The sequence below is a fragment of the Edaphobacter sp. FHG110511_03 genome, assembly GCF_059115365.1.
In genome coordinates this window covers 498,864-514,988 of record NZ_JBZYWL010000003.1, presented here as the reverse complement: position 1 = coordinate 514,988, position 16,125 = coordinate 498,864, and the positions used below count along the sequence as shown (strand labels likewise).

Annotated in this window: 14 protein-coding genes; 5 read left to right on the top strand and 9 right to left on the bottom strand. The window is 58.9% G+C overall.

The genetic code is table 11. The features are described from left to right. Positions 1-60: 60 nt before the first annotated feature. The gene (locus AC5S26_RS15585; protein ID WP_494185826.1) at positions 61-2,520 is read right to left on the bottom strand and encodes an MGH1-like glycoside hydrolase domain-containing protein; all 2,460 of its coding nucleotides are present in this window, start codon (positions 2,518-2,520) and stop codon (positions 61-63) included. A gap of 17 nt (positions 2,521-2,537) precedes the next feature. After that, positions 2,538-2,807 (bottom strand): hypothetical protein, encoded by a 270-nt coding sequence (locus tag AC5S26_RS15580; protein WP_494185825.1) that lies wholly within the window; start codon positions 2,805-2,807, stop codon positions 2,538-2,540. A 272-nt stretch (positions 2,808-3,079) separates the two neighbouring features. Here AC5S26_RS15580 and AC5S26_RS15575 point away from each other — a divergent pair, with 272 nt between their 5' ends. From AC5S26_RS15575 to AC5S26_RS15555, 5 genes are all read left to right on the top strand, one after another. Beyond that, positions 3,080-3,934 carry a slipin family protein gene (locus AC5S26_RS15575; RefSeq protein ID WP_494185824.1) on the top strand — a complete coding sequence of 285 codons (855 nt, stop codon included), beginning with the start codon at positions 3,080-3,082 and terminating at the stop codon, positions 3,932-3,934. A gap of 42 nt (positions 3,935-3,976) precedes the next feature. Continuing rightward, positions 3,977-4,651, top strand: a complete 675-nt coding sequence (locus tag AC5S26_RS15570; protein WP_494185823.1) for an SPOR domain-containing protein — start codon at positions 3,977-3,979, stop codon at positions 4,649-4,651. Positions 4,652-4,734: 83 nt separating this feature from the next. Beyond that, positions 4,735-5,517, top strand: coding sequence for a hypothetical protein (locus AC5S26_RS15565; protein ID WP_494185822.1), 783 nt, complete (start codon positions 4,735-4,737; stop codon positions 5,515-5,517). 57 nt (positions 5,518-5,574) lie between these two features. Then, positions 5,575-6,774, top strand: coding sequence for a hypothetical protein (locus tag AC5S26_RS15560; protein ID WP_494185821.1), 1,200 nt, complete (start codon positions 5,575-5,577; stop codon positions 6,772-6,774). A 254-nt stretch (positions 6,775-7,028) separates the two neighbouring features. Then, complete coding sequence (locus tag AC5S26_RS15555) at positions 7,029-8,084, top strand: cytochrome P450 (RefSeq protein WP_494185820.1); 1,056 nt, start codon at positions 7,029-7,031, stop codon at positions 8,082-8,084. Positions 8,085-8,411: 327 nt separating this feature from the next. On the opposite strand, the gene AC5S26_RS15550 is transcribed toward AC5S26_RS15555, so the two are convergent. The 7 genes from AC5S26_RS15550 to AC5S26_RS15520 all read right to left on the bottom strand — a co-directional run bounded on the left by AC5S26_RS15550 (position 8,412) and on the right by AC5S26_RS15520 (position 16,095). Next, positions 8,412-9,131: a lysophospholipid acyltransferase family protein gene (locus tag AC5S26_RS15550; RefSeq protein WP_494185819.1), complete on the bottom strand. Its 720-nt coding sequence runs from the start codon at positions 9,129-9,131 to the stop codon at positions 8,412-8,414. 406 nt (positions 9,132-9,537) lie between these two features. Beyond that, entirely contained in the window at positions 9,538-10,986 is a 1,449-nt protein-coding gene (mpl, locus tag AC5S26_RS15545; RefSeq protein WP_494185818.1) for a UDP-N-acetylmuramate:L-alanyl-gamma-D-glutamyl-meso-diaminopimelate ligase, read from the bottom strand. A gap of 15 nt (positions 10,987-11,001) precedes the next feature. After that, complete coding sequence (locus AC5S26_RS15540; RefSeq protein WP_494185817.1) at positions 11,002-11,952, bottom strand: S66 peptidase family protein; 951 nt, start codon at positions 11,950-11,952, stop codon at positions 11,002-11,004. Then, positions 11,949-12,752: a diaminopimelate epimerase gene (gene dapF, locus AC5S26_RS15535; protein WP_494185816.1), complete on the bottom strand. Its 804-nt coding sequence runs from the start codon at positions 12,750-12,752 to the stop codon at positions 11,949-11,951. Before dapF ends, AC5S26_RS15540 begins: the two co-directional genes overlap by 4 nt. 8 nt (positions 12,753-12,760) lie before the next feature. Further along, positions 12,761-13,462 (bottom strand): MgtC/SapB family protein, encoded by a 702-nt coding sequence (locus tag AC5S26_RS15530; protein ID WP_494185815.1) that lies wholly within the window; start codon positions 13,460-13,462, stop codon positions 12,761-12,763. Positions 13,463-13,520: 58 nt separating this feature from the next. Then, positions 13,521-15,170, bottom strand: coding sequence for an ArnT family glycosyltransferase (locus tag AC5S26_RS15525; RefSeq protein ID WP_494185814.1), 1,650 nt, complete (start codon positions 15,168-15,170; stop codon positions 13,521-13,523). Next, positions 15,151-16,095 carry a PfkB family carbohydrate kinase gene (locus AC5S26_RS15520; RefSeq protein ID WP_494185813.1) on the bottom strand — a complete coding sequence of 315 codons (945 nt, stop codon included), beginning with the start codon at positions 16,093-16,095 and terminating at the stop codon, positions 15,151-15,153. The genes AC5S26_RS15525 and AC5S26_RS15520 overlap by 20 nt, the downstream gene beginning before the upstream one ends. Between the last annotated feature and the right edge of the window lie 30 nt (positions 16,096-16,125).

Here is a 16,125-nt window from a genome sequence, read left to right as displayed (position 1 = left end):
GTCTCGTACCGCCGGAAAATCGACCGCTACGGCATATACATCGCGTGCAGCGACCCCGTCTTACTTGATCGCAACGAGTTTTTCTCCCGGCACCACACCTTCAGCCGCCGCCAACGGTTTTGCCCATATCAGCGACTTTGTGCCTTCATTCAGAACATCGCTCGCCTTCACACTGTCAAACAAATGCAGAAAACGTGCGACCAGACCCGTCCATCCGGTCTGATGGCTCGCCCCAATGCCGGCGCCATTGTCGCCATGAAAATATTCATAGAACAGCAGGTAGTCCTTCCAGTTCGGATCTGTCTGAAACTTCTCGGTCTCCCCGTACACCGGCCTCCTTCCCGTCCCATCCACGCGGAAGATATTTGCCAGCCGATCGCCGATCTCGCGCGCCACCTCGAACAGGTTCTTCTCCACCCCCGAACCTTTCGGGCACTCCACCTTGAACGAATCCCCGTAATACTGAAACAACAACAGCAACGACCGGATCAGCAGCGCATTCACCGGCATCCACACCGGCCCGCGCCAGTTGGAGTTCCCTCCAAACAGCCTGGTCGTCGACTCCGCAGGCTCATATTGCACCGTGTATCGTGTGCCATCCAGGTCAAAGAGATAAGGGTGGTTCAAATGCTCGCGCGAGATCGAGCGAATCCCATACGGCCCCAGGAACTGCTCCTCGTCCAGCATTCGTTCCAGAACCCGCTTCAGATTCTCACGATTCAGTACTGAAAGCATGAACCTTCCGTACTCTCCAGGAACATCCGGTTCGTGCAGGTTCGCCGCCAGCTCCGGTCTGCGCTCGAAGAAGTTCTTCGCCTTCTCCATAAGCCGCGGATACTTCTCCACCAGCGCCGCAGGCAGAATCGAGACCGCCGCCAGCGGGAGCAAGCCCACCATTGACTTCAGCCGCAGCCTGCAGCCCGTTCCATCCGGGTCATACAGAACGTCATAGAAGAATCCGTCCTCATGGTCCCATAGCTCGTTGGAACTATCCCCCTGCGGATCCATCGCGCCCGCAATCCACAGGAAGTGATCCAGGAACTTCACCGCTACGTCCTCATAGCTTTCATCATGGGCCGCCAGCTCCAGCGCGATGCTCAACATGCTCTGCGAAAACATCGCCATCCATGCCGTTCCATCCGCCTGCTCCAGGTAGCCGCCATCCGGCATTGGAGAGCTCCGGTCAAAGACGCCGATATTGTCCAGCCCCAGGAATCCGCCCTCGAAGATGTTGTGCCCCGAGCGATCCTTCCGGTTCACCCACCAGGTGAAGTTCAACAGCAGTTTGCTGAAACAGCTCTTCAGGAACTCGAGATCGCCCTCTCCTCCATGCAGGCTCTTCTCCGTCAGATATACATACGACACCGCCCACGCGTGGACAGGGGGATTCACATCTCCGAAATTCCACTCATAGGCCGGAAGCTGCCCATTCGGATGCAGGTACGTCTCGCTGATCATCAGTTCCAGCTGATCCTTGGCGAACTCCACATCCACCATTGCCAACGCCGCCGTATGGAACGCGAGATCCCACGCCGCGTACCACGGGTACTCCCACTTGTCCGGCATTGAGATTACATCCGCGTTCAGCATGTGAAACCAAGGCGCGTTCCGCAACGTCATCCTGCGTCCCGGTCCCGTCGGGCTATACCCATGCTCCCGCAGCCAGAGGTCCAGATCGAAGTAATAGAACTGCTTCGACCACAGCATGCCCGCCAGCGCCTGCCGAATAATCGTCTGATCTCCGGACTCGCACGACGGAGGACACACTGCCTTGTAAAACTCATCCGCTTCTTTAATCCTGTCCGCAAATACCGCATCGAAACCGGCCCCGAATCCAGCCACCATCTCTCCACTGCGCGAGAGCCTCAGCTTCACCACCATCTCGCCACCCGGCAGGACATTCATCTCATAGACCGCAGCCGCCTTAGTCCCGGTGCGCTCTGGATTCACCGCATCCTTCGCTCCATGAATCACGTACTCATGGAACGCATCCTTCACAAACGGCGTCGGGTTCCCCGCTCCCGACAATCGCCTCTGGTTCGACTCATTCTCCGTGAACAGCAGCTCCCCTGAGCCATCGCAATGCAGGAAGTACTCCCCCAGCCGCGGATGATCAGCCGCAATCACCCTTTCGCTCTTTACGCGAAGCTCTGGCTTCGGCCGATTCTTCTCCTGCCACCATTCATTGCGAAACCACAGCGTGGGCAGCATGTGAAGTACCGCCGCCTCTTTGCCCCGGTTTACGGCAGTAATCCTTACCAGGATCTCGTCCGCATCGGCCTTCGCATACTCCACAAACACATCGAAGTAGCGATCCTCATCGAAGATCCCGGTATCAATCAGCTCATATTCCGGCTCGAACTTCGTCCGCCCCGCATTCGTCTTCACCAGGTCGTTATACGGAAACGCCGCCTGCGGATACTTGTACAGATACTTCATGTACGAGTGCGTCGGCGTCGAATCGAGATAAAAGTAATACTCCTTGACGTCCTCTCCATGATTGCCCTCGGAGTTCGTCAATCCGAACAGCCGCTCCTTCAGAATCGGTCCTTCCCATTCCAAAGCGACAGTGCAAAACACAGGTGCTGGTGGTCGTCCGAGATCCCCGCAATCCCGTCCTCACCCCACTTGTACGCTCTAGATCGCGCCTGGTCGTGCGTGAAGTAGTTCCACGCATCCCCGTTGGGAGAGTAGTCCTCCCTCACCGTCCCCCACTGCCGCTCGCTCAGGTAAGGCCCCCACTCCTTCCACGCCTTAGCCCCGCTCTTCGCTTCCTGCAGACGAACCTGTTCCACGCCGCCGCCCATAAACTCTCCTCGTTGAACGTGCTTCGGTCCCAATACCTACAGACACTAGGACCACCTCCACCCCTCGTCAACCTTCTGGCCCCGATATCCCTCACTATCTCCAGAATTTAACGCGGCTCAACACTGCTTCTCTCTACCGAAATCGGGTGTCCCATTCTTCGCCGCAGCCTCAGCCCCTGGGGTAACCCGCCATCGCTTCCACGAACAGCCATACCCAATCCCACCGAAACAAACCGCGTACAATCACATCCGGCGGTCCAAACGAGGTTTCCGTGATCGATACACCCATTCTCCTTCTCATTGTCATCGTTGCCCTTTACCTCATCAGCTCCATCAAAATCCTCAAGGAGTACGAGCGCGCCGTCGTCTTCCGCCTCGGTCGTATCTCGCCCTCAAAGGGCCCCGGCGTCATCCTCGTCTTCCGCCCCCTCGACCAGATCGTCCGCGTCTCCCTCCGTCAGGAGGCCATGGAGGTCCCCCCGCAGGACATCATCACCCGTGACAACGTCACCCTCAAGGTCAACGCCGTCATCACCCTCCGCGTCATCGATCCCACCAAGGCCGTCATCGAGGTCGCCAACTACATCTACCAGACCTCGCAGTTCTCCCAAACCACCCTCCGCTCCGTCCTCGGCGAGGTCGAGCTCGACGAGCTCCTCGCCCACCGCGACCGCCTCAACCAGCGCATCCAGACCATCCTCGACGGCCACACCGCCCCCTTCGGCGTCAAAGTCGTCTCCGTCGAGGTCAAGCAGGTCGACATGCCCGAGACCATGCTCCGCGCCATGGCCAAGCAGGCCGAGGCCGAGCGCGAGCGCCGCGCCAAGATCATCCACGCCGAGGGCGAATTCAACGCCGCCCAGAAGCTCGTCGATGCCGCCGCCCTCATGGCCACCCAGCCCATGACCCTGCAACTCCGTTATCTCCAAACGCTTACCGAGATAGGTGTCGAGAAGAATACGACCATCGTTTTTCCGCTTCCCATGGAGCTGATGAACCTGTTGAATAAAACAGTCCAGACCGCGGACGCTACGAAGATCCTCTTCGGGCATCAAGGCGGAACCGGCGCTTCGCAGGCTCCCGTCCCACCGCCCGCGAGAAATTCGCCAGCCGACCCCATCGAGTAGGCGCCATCACGACGGCTCCTGCCCAACTCAAGGAACCCCATCGTGAACTCCCGCTATCTCGAAGACGAAGACCTCGACTCCAACGCCCGCGAGCTTTCCCTCAGCCCCTCCACACTCCTCGGCATCTTCTTCCTGCTCGCCATCATCTGCGCCGTCTTCTTCGGCTTCGGCTACAGCATGGGCCACCGCTCCGCAATGGCTTCTGCGACCGCCGCTGAAACCAACGAGACCGCCCCCCTCAAGACCTCCGGCGACACCAAGCCGTCCCCCGCCCTCGCCAGCCAATCCGAGGACCTCACCCCCGCCGACGCCGCCGCAGAAGCCTCGCAATCCGAAAAAGCTGAGTCCACGCCTCCTGCCCGCATCGCCGCAACCCCAGCCCCTCAGGCGCATCTCGAGCGCACCGTTGCCACCCCACCCACTCCGTCGCAGCTCAAGCCAGCGATCGTAGCCGTCAAGGCCCCGGCCGTCCCCGCCACCGCGCATTCCGCAGCCCCAGGCGCTCCTGCACTCGTCCAGATCGCAGCTGTCTCCCATCAGGAAGACGCCGACATCCTCGTCAACGCCCTCAAGCGCCGCGGCTACACCGTAGCCGTCCGTCACGAGCCTCAGGACAAGCTCCTCCACGTTCAGCTGGGCCCATTCCCCACCCGCAAGGACGCTGACGTCATGAAGCAGCGCCTCAGCGCAGACGGCTATAACGCCATCGTCAAATAGACCCCACACCCGGCAAGCAGAAAAATTCAAAAGAACTATCTTGGATCGCGCCTATACTGTCTCCGTCACGGAGACCCACCCTCATGCGCCCTGCGTCCGCGATGCTCCTCGCCACAGTCCTCCTGGCACCCCTCCTTTCCGCCCAGAACCCTCCGCCGCATAACGATAACGTCTATGTGATCCACGACGGAGGAACCACCGGCAGAATGGAGAGCATCACCGTCCCGCCCATCACCGGCGCCCCCTTCAGCCTCAACCTCATCACCGAATGGTCCCGCTCCCTCGCAGGCAGCGGAACCATGACCCTCACCAACCAGCGCCCCATCATGCGCGACGGCAAAGGTCGCATCTACCAGGAGCGCTGGTTCCTCGTACCCAAGGGAGGCACCCAGAAATCGGAGGTCGAGATCCTCCAGATCATGGACCCCATACAACACACCTGGTACAACTGCGCCGTCCGGTCCAGGATCTGTGAGCTGCTCAACTTCAACATGCGTACTGACACGGTCTACAAGCCGTCTCTCGGCGTCACCGGTCCTCTCCCCGACGGAAAGGGCTACCGCCAGCACGAGGACCTGGGAACCAGCAACACCAGCGGCGAAGACGTGACCGGCTACCGCGACACCACCACCCTCAACCCCGGCGTCATGGGCAACGACCAACCCCTCGTCGGCACCCGCGAGTTCTGGTACTCCCCCCACCTCGGCATCAATCTCATCTCCAAAGTCGATAGCCCCACCATCGGCAAACAAGTCTTCACCGTCGACAGGCTCACAACCTCCGAGCCCGATCCCAAATTCTTCGAAATCCCCGAAGGCTACCGGATCGTCGACCATCGAAAACCGGAAACCAGCGCATCTCACTAGACCGGCCCCCTCCTCACCCTCAACACAACACCTTGCTCTCGAAAGACGAATTGAACCTTGTCTTATCTGCGAACGTCCTCAACCGTAGCCCTTCTCGCTTTCCTCCCGTCCCTTCTCCTCTACAACGGTTGCGTCCATCGCGCTCCCGCGCTCGGCGGGACCTACACACTCGAGGAAAACTCCGGCTACTCTCTGCTCGTGCCGTCCCTCTCTACCCAGGCAAGCGATCAGGACTTCCAGACCAGCACCCTCACCCTTCCAGGCGGCAAACGACCTGCCGACCGCCCAATCCATCCTTGCGTCATCCAGGGCTCCGTCTTCTCCCTCAGCCCCGGCAATAAGTCAAACCAGTGGACCATCAAAAGCCTCAGCGCCCAGGGCTGGCAGAGGCGTGCAGGCAATCTCGACATGCACGCCGAGTGGAACCATTTCCTTAGCGATCTTCTGGAGGTTGAACACCAATCCTGCTTTCCCCGCAAGGAAACCTTCTACAGCATGCGTCGCAGGATCGCCGAAACCATTCCCTTACCCGCGAATGAAGCAGCCTTCTTCTCCTACTCCTTCGGCGGAAGCGGATTCGTCGATCTCGCTCCCGGCATGCTGATCAGGATCGAGCGGCCTCTCATCCAAAACGCAACCTCGACCGCGCGAGCAAACTACAAAGGCTCTCTCGAGGCCGACTATCGCGTGACCGCACCCTCCAGCATCGGCGTCGAGCTTCTTCTCTCCCACACCGCCAATCGGCGAGCTGCAAGATCTCTCGCAGCAGACGCAAATCTCCTCTTCGATCTCTCGGCCCGCTTCAAACCCCATCCCCTGCTCAGGCTCTTCCTCCAGTCCATCGGCGATGCCAGAGAGGAACCGATCGCCATCCTCCTCGGTGCGAGCAGCATCCACGACCTCGACGAGGCGACCCGCAGGGTCGAAGAAAACGGACGCACCAGATGTCCCGACTCCCAGGCCGCCTTGGACTGCATCTCCTTCGGAAATCAGACCGCCGTAAGTCTGCTGTCTTCCGTTCGGATCAACAGCAGGACAGAGCCCCAGCCCTTCGGCACACCGATGGGGTACGTGATCGAGATAGCTTCCTCAACCTCAGGCGGCCGCAACGCTGCCACAGATCGGGCGCTCCAGACCGCATCGTTGATTCGCCCCTTGGTCGACGGAGGCTACGCTGAGGTGAAGTTCCCCAGAACTTGGGACTCGATAAGCCATATCGTCCTCCTTCCAGGAGACCGCCTGGAATGGAAACCCTGATCTCATCTTCAAACCTGTTAAAAAAACTAAAAACGTCATCTCGACCGGAGACGCGCAGGTTTCATCGCGCGGCGGAGCGGAAAGACCCCCGTATTTAGCCTTTGTTCCTGCTGTTGCCTGTTTTCTCTAGGCTACCCAACCGGGTGCCCCATCTTCGCCACAGCTTGATCGCGGCTAAGGTGGGGTATTGGCGGAACCAGAGATACAATCGCCTGACAACTTCCGGCTCGCAGGCCCTCTATACTGACCCTGTTATGACCGCTTCGACTGAAATTCCGTCGCAAGCACTGTGGAGTCACGATCGACCGGATTCTTCTGCCTCTCAGCTCGCCGAGCCTCCTTATTTCGACACAACCCTCAAAGCCTGGGTCTTCAGCCGTTACTCCGATATCGTCTCTGCGCTTCGAAACCCTTCTCTAATTCCTGCATCCCTCACGAAGGCAGACACTTCGGCAAAGCATGGCGGCGAAGAGAACCAGGAGATGCGCGCCGAGACCCTTGCCGCTCTTTCAGCTTCCGACCTGCGCCTCTGGAAGGATCAACTGGTCCGCCACTCCGAACAACTCGTCCAGTCTCTTCCCGAAGGCAAATCGGTAGATCTGCTTGGCGAATACGTTTGTCCTCTCTGTCTCTCTCTCGCCTCCACCGTTACGCACCTCCGGCACGATAAACCATCGGAGCTCTGTAAATACGCGCGCGCCAGCTCCGCCTTCGCTGCGGATCCCTATGACACCAGCCTCCGCACTCCGGCAAAATCTGCGACCGCTCAACTCCGACCCTTCTTTCCGCCTGGACCGGAAAGCCTGCGCAGCTCCGGATTCGTCGCTCTTACACAAACCATGCCTGCACTTCTCGGCAACGCGTGGTTCGCCCTGCTGCAGCGCCCGCGCAAATGGCGACGCCTCCATCTTCATCCAGAGTGGACGGAACAGGCGATGGAAGAGCTGATACGCTACTCCGGCTTCACCCGCATTCTCACCAGACTGGCGACCATAGATATGAGCGTCAACGGTACTCAGATTCGCAAAGGACAGCGCATCCTTCTTCGCCTGAACTCCGGCAACCGAGACCCTGAATCCTTCCCTCACCCGGAAAGGATCGACCTCACCCGCCGCGGCGCTACCCACCTCGCCTTTGGCATGGGCCCCCACGCTTGCGTAGGAGCAGGCCTGCTCCGCATGATCGCCGTCGCGATCACCGTTCCCCTGCTATCTCGCTTCACAACCGCTCAACTCACCCGCAACGTCGAATGGCAGGGCGGAGCGACCTTCGTCTCTCCACAATCCCTCTGGGTCCAACTGCACTGCTGATCCACCTGCAGAATCGGGTGCCCATTTTTCGTCGCAACCATCATCGCGGCTAAAGCAGACTCATCTCGGAATCTTTAACCTGCTCAAAACAACAACAAACGTCATCTTGACCAAAGGCGCACAGCTTCATCGCACACCACATAACTCAGCCACTCACGTCATCTCGACCGGAGACGCGCAGCTTCATCGCGCGGCGCAGCGGAGAGATCCCTGTATTGGCCTTTGTTCTTGCTGTTGCCTGTTTTCTCTGGGCAACGGATTCTATCTGTTATCGAGCAAGCCGAATCGGGGTGCCACTAACAAAGAAAGAATGCCTGAAGTACCCACTCACCCATCCCAAGGCTTCATCTCTTCCGGCAGTGCCTCCGCAATCTCTTCCCGGACCGCCCGCAACAGGTCTTCTCTCGTCTCGAAATCTTTCGGCTCGATCGCTGGCAGAAGCCGCACCCTCGCCACCCCCGGCGTAATCGCAGCACTCCCCTTCCGCATCATCCTCTCGGTCCCCGAGATCGCCACCGGAACCACCGGAGCCTGCGTCTCCATCGCCAGAAAGAATGGCCCCTTCTTGAACACGGACAGCCGGCCATCCCGCGATCGCGTCCCTTCCGGGAAGACCAGGATATTTAGCCCATCGCCAAGCGCCTTCCCCGCTGCCGTCACACTCGCCTGCGCCGCATCTCGCCTCCCTCCCCGCTCCACCGGGATGAACCTCCCCATCCGCATCGCGCGCCCGAGGATGGGAATGCTCATCAGCTCCTTTTTCAGAAACACCGAGCTCTGCCCTGGAAGCATCGGCAGCACGACTGGCGGGTCAAGGTTCGACACGTGGTTGCACATGAAGATGCACGGCCTTCCCACCGGAACATTCTCCAGCCCCGTCACCTCAATCCGGATCCCCGCCGCCCGAACCCCAGCGTTGGCAATCCACATTGCAATGCGATACAGCCGTTTGACGTTACCAACCAGCAGCGAATAAGGAATCCCAATAACCCCGGCCGGAACCCCCAGGGTCAGATAGACAAACAACAGCTTCAGAGTCGCAAACATTCCACTTCGCAGAATATCTCACGCTCTCCCGCTCACAGGCATCCTCGCCAGCCCTGTCAAGCCATAAACCTTATAAGACACACAAAATAAACGGGCAATACCTGCCGATTAGTTCCGGTGAGTTGGTTAAAATTTAACTAAGGACGCATGGACCTCAAAGATCGGCCGAAACAGGCAACGATCAGGAAACACAAGTCCCGCAGAGGAAGACTCTCCCATTCCAGGCCCGACCTCTCGGATCCTCTGGGAAGAACAGAATCCTTAGCACGGAAGAGCATAGAGCTGCCCAATAAGCTGTTTATTTACAATAATTTGAAAATTAAGCTGTTTAGACTCAATACTTTGAACAACAAGTCCGCACCTAAACACCCTGAAATCAAGACTTTGTCAAAAATCAGTAGGGGGCTTACCCAAACTTGACTGCCATCCGGTCCGCCACCGCAGCCTCGGTGATTGCCCGCGGCAACTTCTGGTAGATCCCTCCGAAACCGCCGTTGGAAAGAATCGCGACGATATCGCCGTTACGAACCTCGGGAACCAGTGCCGCCACGATCGCATCGGCATCCTGATAGACCGCGGCGGGAACGCCACGCTCCACCAGCCCACGAACCACCCGCTCAGGATCGAGTCTCTCAGCCGCCGGAATACTCTCCGACTTGAAGACTCCGGCCAGCACCACCCGGTCCGCCAGCGCAAGGTTCTCGATAAGCGCGCCTTCGAAGACATTTCTCCGCAGGGTATTGGATCGCGGCTCCAGCACCGCAATCAGCCGCTGCCCCGGATGACTCTCCCGCAGCGCACGCAGCGTCTCGCGGATCGCCGTCGGATGATGCGCAAAGTCATCGATGATGGTGACGCCCTCTGCGACCGCCTTGACCTCGAGCCTGCGCTTCACGCTGTGGAACGTCCGCAAGGCCTCTACGATCGCCTCGACCGGAACGCCCTGCCCCGCCGCCAGCGCCGCAGCAGCAGTCGCATTCAGGGCATTGTGTTCGCCCGCCATCGGCAGGCTAAGCTCCGCGAAGAATTCGCCGCCGCGCGACAAGGTCCATCGTGTCAACGGACCATCGTGGCGCAGATCGGAGATTCTCCAGCACGAGTCCTCGTGGAATCCATAACGCTCCACCGCGCAGAACGCCTTCGCAACACATTCGGTGACGTTCTCGCTGCCGTCGTAAGCCACCACGCGGCCGCGCCGCGGCACCAGGTTCACGAACCGCTTGAACGCCGTCTTCACAGCGTCCAGATCGGCATAAATGTCGGCATGATCGAACTCGACATGGGTGAGGATCGCGGCGGCCGGAAAATAGTGGAGAAACTTCGGCCCCTTGTCGAAGAAAGCCGTATCGTACTCATCGCCCTCGAGGATGAAGGGCTTCGTCGGACGAACCATGAAGCTCGTTCCAAAGTTTTCCGGCACGCCGCCGATCAAAAACGAAGGCGCGAGCTCCGGATCTTGTAGCGAAGCCCGTTGGTAGATCCACGCGAGCATGCTCGTCGTCGTCGTCTTGCCGTGCGTTCCCGTAACCACCAGGGGTTCGCGGGTTGCAAGAAATTCGTGATGCAGCACAGAGGCCATGGAGCAGAACGGAATTCGTTCATCCATCACGCGCTCCAGCTCCACGTTTCCGCGCGAGATCGCATTGCCCACGATCACAAGATCGGGTCGACGATCGAGGTTTCGCTCCGCATAAGGCTCGTGCACAGGAATGCCCAGCTCACGCAGCAGATCGCTCATCGGCGGGTAGGCAGCCGCGTCCGAGCCGGTCACCTCATGACCTTGCTGCTTCAACATTCCGGCAAGCGAAGCCATCGCCGTGCCGCAGATTCCTATGAGGTAGATGTGTTTTTGCATTGCGCCTCAGAAAGACTAACCCGAAACCGCGGCCTCGAGGAAGCTTAGCCGCGGATTCTTCTCATCCTCGAGATCGAGCCGCACAGAGACTCCCAGCGGAAGCGTCCTGTTTGCACCATCTACATGACCACACCGCAGTCCGATCGCAACCGGTCCTTCAAACCCCCGCAGACCGTGCAGGATCGCCTGCTCCAGCAGATTCTGTTCGTCAGATCCCACGCACTGAGCCATATCGCCGAAGACGATGCCGCGAACATCTTCAAGCCTGCCTGAATAACGGAGATGAAGCAGCATCCTGTCCCACTGATACGGCCTCGTTCCGATATCTTCAAGAAAAAGCACGCTCCCTCGAAGCTGCGGGGCGAACGGCGTTCCAAGGCCTTCCGCAAGGATCGAGATGCAGCCGCCCAGCAACCTGCCCTCGCCGGTGCCCGGTTGCAGCACGCGCAGACCGTCCGACGCACCCAGCGACCATTCGCTTGCACCTTCAAAGGTATTGCGCCAGCTCGTCTGGTCGACACCGCCGTCGCGGGCAAAGTCGGCTGCGACCATCGGAGCATAAAAGGTCGTCAGGTTCGCCTCATTCTGAAACCAGCTATGCAGCGAGCTGTGATCGCTATACCCAATAAACGCCTTCGGATTGGAACGGATCAGATCCACATCCAGATAAGGCAGAAGCTCAGCCGAGCCCCATCCTCCGCGCGTGCAGATGATTCCATCCACGCTGTCGTCGGTGAAGGCCGCATGCATATCCTCAAGCCGCTCAGCCAGAGTTCCCGCGTAGTAGAGCGGACCGCCGCCAAATACATATTTGCCGAGTCGGGTACGGTATCCCGCCGCCTCCAGCTCGGCCAGGCCGCGTTCCACCAGCTCTCTCTTTGGCGTGCTCGCAGGTGAGATCACACCCAGCATCGCGCCGGGACGCAGCGCCCGCGGCTTAATCCAAATGCGGCCCGAGGAACTCACAGCCCTGCCACCTCTCCACGGCAAATGACCTCGGCAGGACCCGTCAGCTGCATCCCCTGGCTGCCTGCCAACCATACTGTGCGCTGTGCACCACCTTCGGCCACGGCCTTCAGTTCGCGATTGACATTGCGTAGCGCCATCGCAGCCGCTGAAGACGCGCAAGTTCCTGTGCCCGAGGAGGTCGTCGGCCCGCAGCCTCGTTCGAAGATCCGAAACGCGATCTCGTCTGCAGAGAGAACCTTCACAAACTCCACATTGGTTCCATGCGGAAACAGCGGGCTCACGCTGATCTGTCCTCCCAACGTTTGCCAGGAGAGTCCATACGCGCTGAAGTCTTCAGAGTCGACAAAGATTACGAAGTGGGGATTTCCCACATTCACCATCGCTCCGGCTACATGGCCGACGCCGGGAAGCTCGATCGTGCGCTCCATGACACGCGGAACTCCCATCTCGCTCTCAATCAGGTAGAGCGGATCCGCGTCTTCAACAATTCGACAGCTTCTCGGTCCGCCGTGTGTCCCGAGGACGACCTCATCGATTCCCTCTGAGCTCGCCAGCCAGGCAGCTACGCAACGGGTTCCATTGCCAGACAACTCCGCTTCGCTTCCATCGGCGTTGAATAGCCGGAGAAAGAACTCACCGTTCGGCCTGCGCTCCAGGAACTCGATGCCGTCAGCGCCGACACTGGTGTTGCGACTGCAGAGCTTTCGTGCCAATGCGGCATGCTGCCGCGCTGCAACCGTCTCTTCAAGAATTAGAAAATCATTGCCGCATGCATGAGCTTTCACAAAGGGGATCATCGTTATCCTTATTCTTCCTCAGGATCGCGGAAGACCACAACCTCTTCGGCTTTCCCGCTGCTGCGAAGATCACGGATCAGCTCCACGTGGAGGCTTCGGCTTGCCGGGACAGAGAATGTCATTCGTTCGAACCCCTCCACACTGTCGTGTTCGAGAACATCGAGTCGTATCCCCATTCGATCGAGAACACTGAGCACACCGATATACATCGCCTTGCGATCGGTGCCACGCACTTCATAGAGCATGGTGATACGTTTCCAGCCTGCCTTCGATTCAATGTAACCGACGAAGGCCAAGGCAAAGAGCGTAATCAGCGTCGCCAGCAAAGCCTCGATATACAGACCAGCTCCGCAGGCCATTCCAATCGAAGCAACAGCAAACACGGTAGCTGCGCTGGTTAAACCCATCACGCGATCCCGGGTATGCAGAATAATTCCGGCCCCGAGAAAGCCAATGCCCTGCACGATATTCGAAGCTACGCGGCCTTTGTCCGGATTGCCGTCTCCGGCAAGCACTGCGGAAAGCATGGTGAAGAAAGCGCATCCCAGACACAGTAAGAGATTCGTTCTCAGCCCCGCTGCCTTGTGACGCCGCTCGCGCTCTATGCCGATCGCCGCGCCGAGCAGACAGGCCGTCAGCAGCCGTGCAGCCGTGCCTGTCGACAGCAGTTCCTGATCGATCTGACTGAAATGAAACTGGGGAACAAGCATCTGGGTTCTGCGAGAGATGGTAGCACCTTGCGCCGTCCAGATCTCAAGATAAGGCGTGTCAGAAGTGCGAAGAACGATAGACTCGCATGCATGGCTGCCCGGTCGTGCATAATACGACCAACTCCGTCAGTCCGTCCGGGTGAGCTGTTACTGCCGACGAGACAGGGTCACCCGCAATCGCGATGACATAGGCTGCATGCTTTGCCGGGTCAGCGAGTGCAACTTTCCAGGTATCGTAATCCGTCTCGCTGATGGTCTGTTTGAGGGGTATGCCCGCTCGTTGCAGCGCCCCCACGTGGTCAGAGTTGTACATCAAAATCGGAACGCCCGGCGGAAAGGTCTTCAGCTCGTTCGCAATCGCCTGCTCAAAGGCAATGCGCGTCGTTGAATTCATCATTGCCTCCTTGAGGACCAGTGGAACCCGGTACGTCATTGCAATGGTGTTGATTGCGACCAGAAACAGAGCGACCGGCGGCATCAGCCGCACCAGTAGCGGCTGCGAGGAGGACCAGCGCTGTTGCAGCCATCCGGCTGCGATAGAGGCGAAGATTGCCAATGCAGGCAGCATCTCCATGCCATAGCGGGAGTTGTAATACGAATGCGGAAACAGAGGCGGAATGAAGATCGGAATCGATCCGTAGGCGATGGAATAGATGTAGAAAGGGAGCGGAATCCAGACCAGCGTCGAAACCGGATCGAGCCGCCGACGAACCGCCAGGACAAGCCCAGCGACTGCCATGGCAGTGACGACAAAGCCCGTCTCCCAGGCCGCTGCGTCCAGTTGTGACGTCCGCAGATAAAGCACCGCGGCCCAAAAGGGATTATGCCAACCGGGATGAGGCGAACCTGAGCCCGATGTACGTCGTTCGATCGCTAAAGCCGAGTACGGTCCCCGCATGAAATCGAGAGGATCATGAAAGAAGTGCTGGTTATAAACAAGCCACGCGATCGGTCCAGCGACAGCAAGAAGGGTGAAAAGCGCAAAAGAGGCGGTGACGCGAGGTCGAACCTTATCTGCTCGAAAGATCTTCCAAGCCAGGACACACCACACCGCCGCTCCGAAGATCCAGCCATCGTAGCGGGTTAAAACGGCGGCAAGAATCAGTACGCCGAGGCCGATCAATCGTCCGTTGACCGCGGGAATGCGAGCGTCGCGTATAGCTGCTGCGCACTCCATCGCCAGCAGCGTTGTCCAGATGACAATGGCAAGAAACAACGGCTCCGTCATCGCCGTGGTCGACAGGTAAAGAAGATTAGGATTCAGGCCGTAGAAAGCTGTGGCAACCAAAGCCCACTGCGGCGCCATCAATCGCCGCGCCAGACGATAAAGGCCTGTCACGCTCAAGACGTAACAGAACAACGAGGGCCACGCTCCCGCTAGTCCGTTCTGCCACCACTCCATCTTCTGGACGAATGGGAGCATCAACAGATGAGGCAGCGGGAGCCACACGCCCCCAAGCTGAATCAGTCCGGGATTCCGAGTGTCAAGAATGCGGCGTGCGATGCCAAGATGGGCCACCGCATCGCCGTAGAGTAGAAGATAATTGCGCCCCATACAGACAATCAGGGCAATGAAAGAGAATGCTACCGCGGCTATTGCGACTGGCATTGCCTCTTCGCGCTTCGATGGACGTACCTCGAAGCTAAGCGGCGCAGGGCGCTCGACCGTCTCACCGCGCAGCCTTCGCCTATGAGCTCGCGTACTCAAGATGCGAGATCTCCTTGAAAAGCCTGAACCGCTCATCAATCTCTTCGCGAGTCGCATTCTGCAGCCGTTCGGTGCCGAATCGCTCCACGGCGAAGGAACCCATCACGCCTCCGTAAAACATCGCCGTTCGGAAGGCTTCAGGCGTCAGCTCCGGCTGGGAGGCAAGGTATCCATAGAAGCCACCTGCAAAAGAATCACCGGCGCCGGTCGGATCGACCACCTCAGCCAGGGGGAGCGCAGGTGCGCGGAAGGGATGCAACGCACGCGTCCCTGACCCGAACGATCGATCTCCAAAGAAGGCGGTCGCGCCATACTCACCGTGCTTGACGATCAAGGTCTTCGGCCCCATCGCCAGAACCTTGTTCGCGGCTCCAACGAGGTTGCGATCTCCAGCCAGCATGCGCGCCTCTCCATCGTTGATCAGCAGCACATCGAGCTCACGCAGGACCTTCGCGAGATTCGCCGCGTGATCTGCAATCCAGTAGTTCATGGTGTCACCGCAAACCATGCGCACGTTATTCATCTGGCTGCGTACGCGAGCCTGGAGAACGGGGTCGATGTTCGCGAGGAAGAGGAAGTCGCTATCTTTATAGGCCTCGGGGATCTTGGGCTCGAAGGTCTGAAAGACGTTGAGGTCGGTGCCGAGCGTCTGTGCCTCATTCAGGTTGTTCACATACGATCCGGTCCAATGAAAGCTCAGGCCATCCGCATGCTCGAGGCCCTGGGTATCAATCTTGCGGCGGGTAAATACCGCCTCGTGCTCTTCGGTGAAGTCTTTGCCGACGACCGCAATGACGCGAACGTCCGTGAAGTAGCTAGCGGCCAGAGCGAAATGCGTCGCCGCGCCACCCAGGCAGTTTTCCACCGAACCGCTGGGGGTCTGAATGCTGTCGAACGCTACCGATCCTACGACGAGTATGGACATTAATCCTCTTTCTATATGCTCGATGCGAGG

Excerpts from the sequence above, each read along its gene's own strand:
- AC5S26_RS15580 (WP_494185825.1), bottom strand. The coding sequence starts at position 2,807 with ATGGGCGGCGGCGTGGAACAGGTTCGTCTGCAGGAAGCGAAGAGCGGG.
- AC5S26_RS15565 (WP_494185822.1), top strand. The coding sequence starts at position 4,735 with ATGCGCCCTGCGTCCGCGATGCTCCTCGCCACAGTCCTCCTGGCACCC.
- AC5S26_RS15555 (WP_494185820.1), top strand. The coding sequence starts at position 7,029 with ATGACCGCTTCGACTGAAATTCCGTCGCAAGCACTGTGGAGTCACGAT.
- AC5S26_RS15550 (WP_494185819.1), bottom strand. The coding sequence starts at position 9,131 with ATGTTTGCGACTCTGAAGCTGTTGTTTGTCTATCTGACCCTGGGGGTT.
- mpl (WP_494185818.1), bottom strand. The coding sequence starts at position 10,986 with ATGCAAAAACACATCTACCTCATAGGAATCTGCGGCACGGCGATGGCT.
- dapF (WP_494185816.1), bottom strand. The coding sequence starts at position 12,752 with ATGATCCCCTTTGTGAAAGCTCATGCATGCGGCAATGATTTTCTAATT.
- AC5S26_RS15530 (WP_494185815.1), bottom strand. The coding sequence starts at position 13,462 with ATGCTTGTTCCCCAGTTTCATTTCAGTCAGATCGATCAGGAACTGCTG.
- AC5S26_RS15520 (WP_494185813.1), bottom strand. The coding sequence starts at position 16,095 with ATGTCCATACTCGTCGTAGGATCGGTAGCGTTCGACAGCATTCAGACC.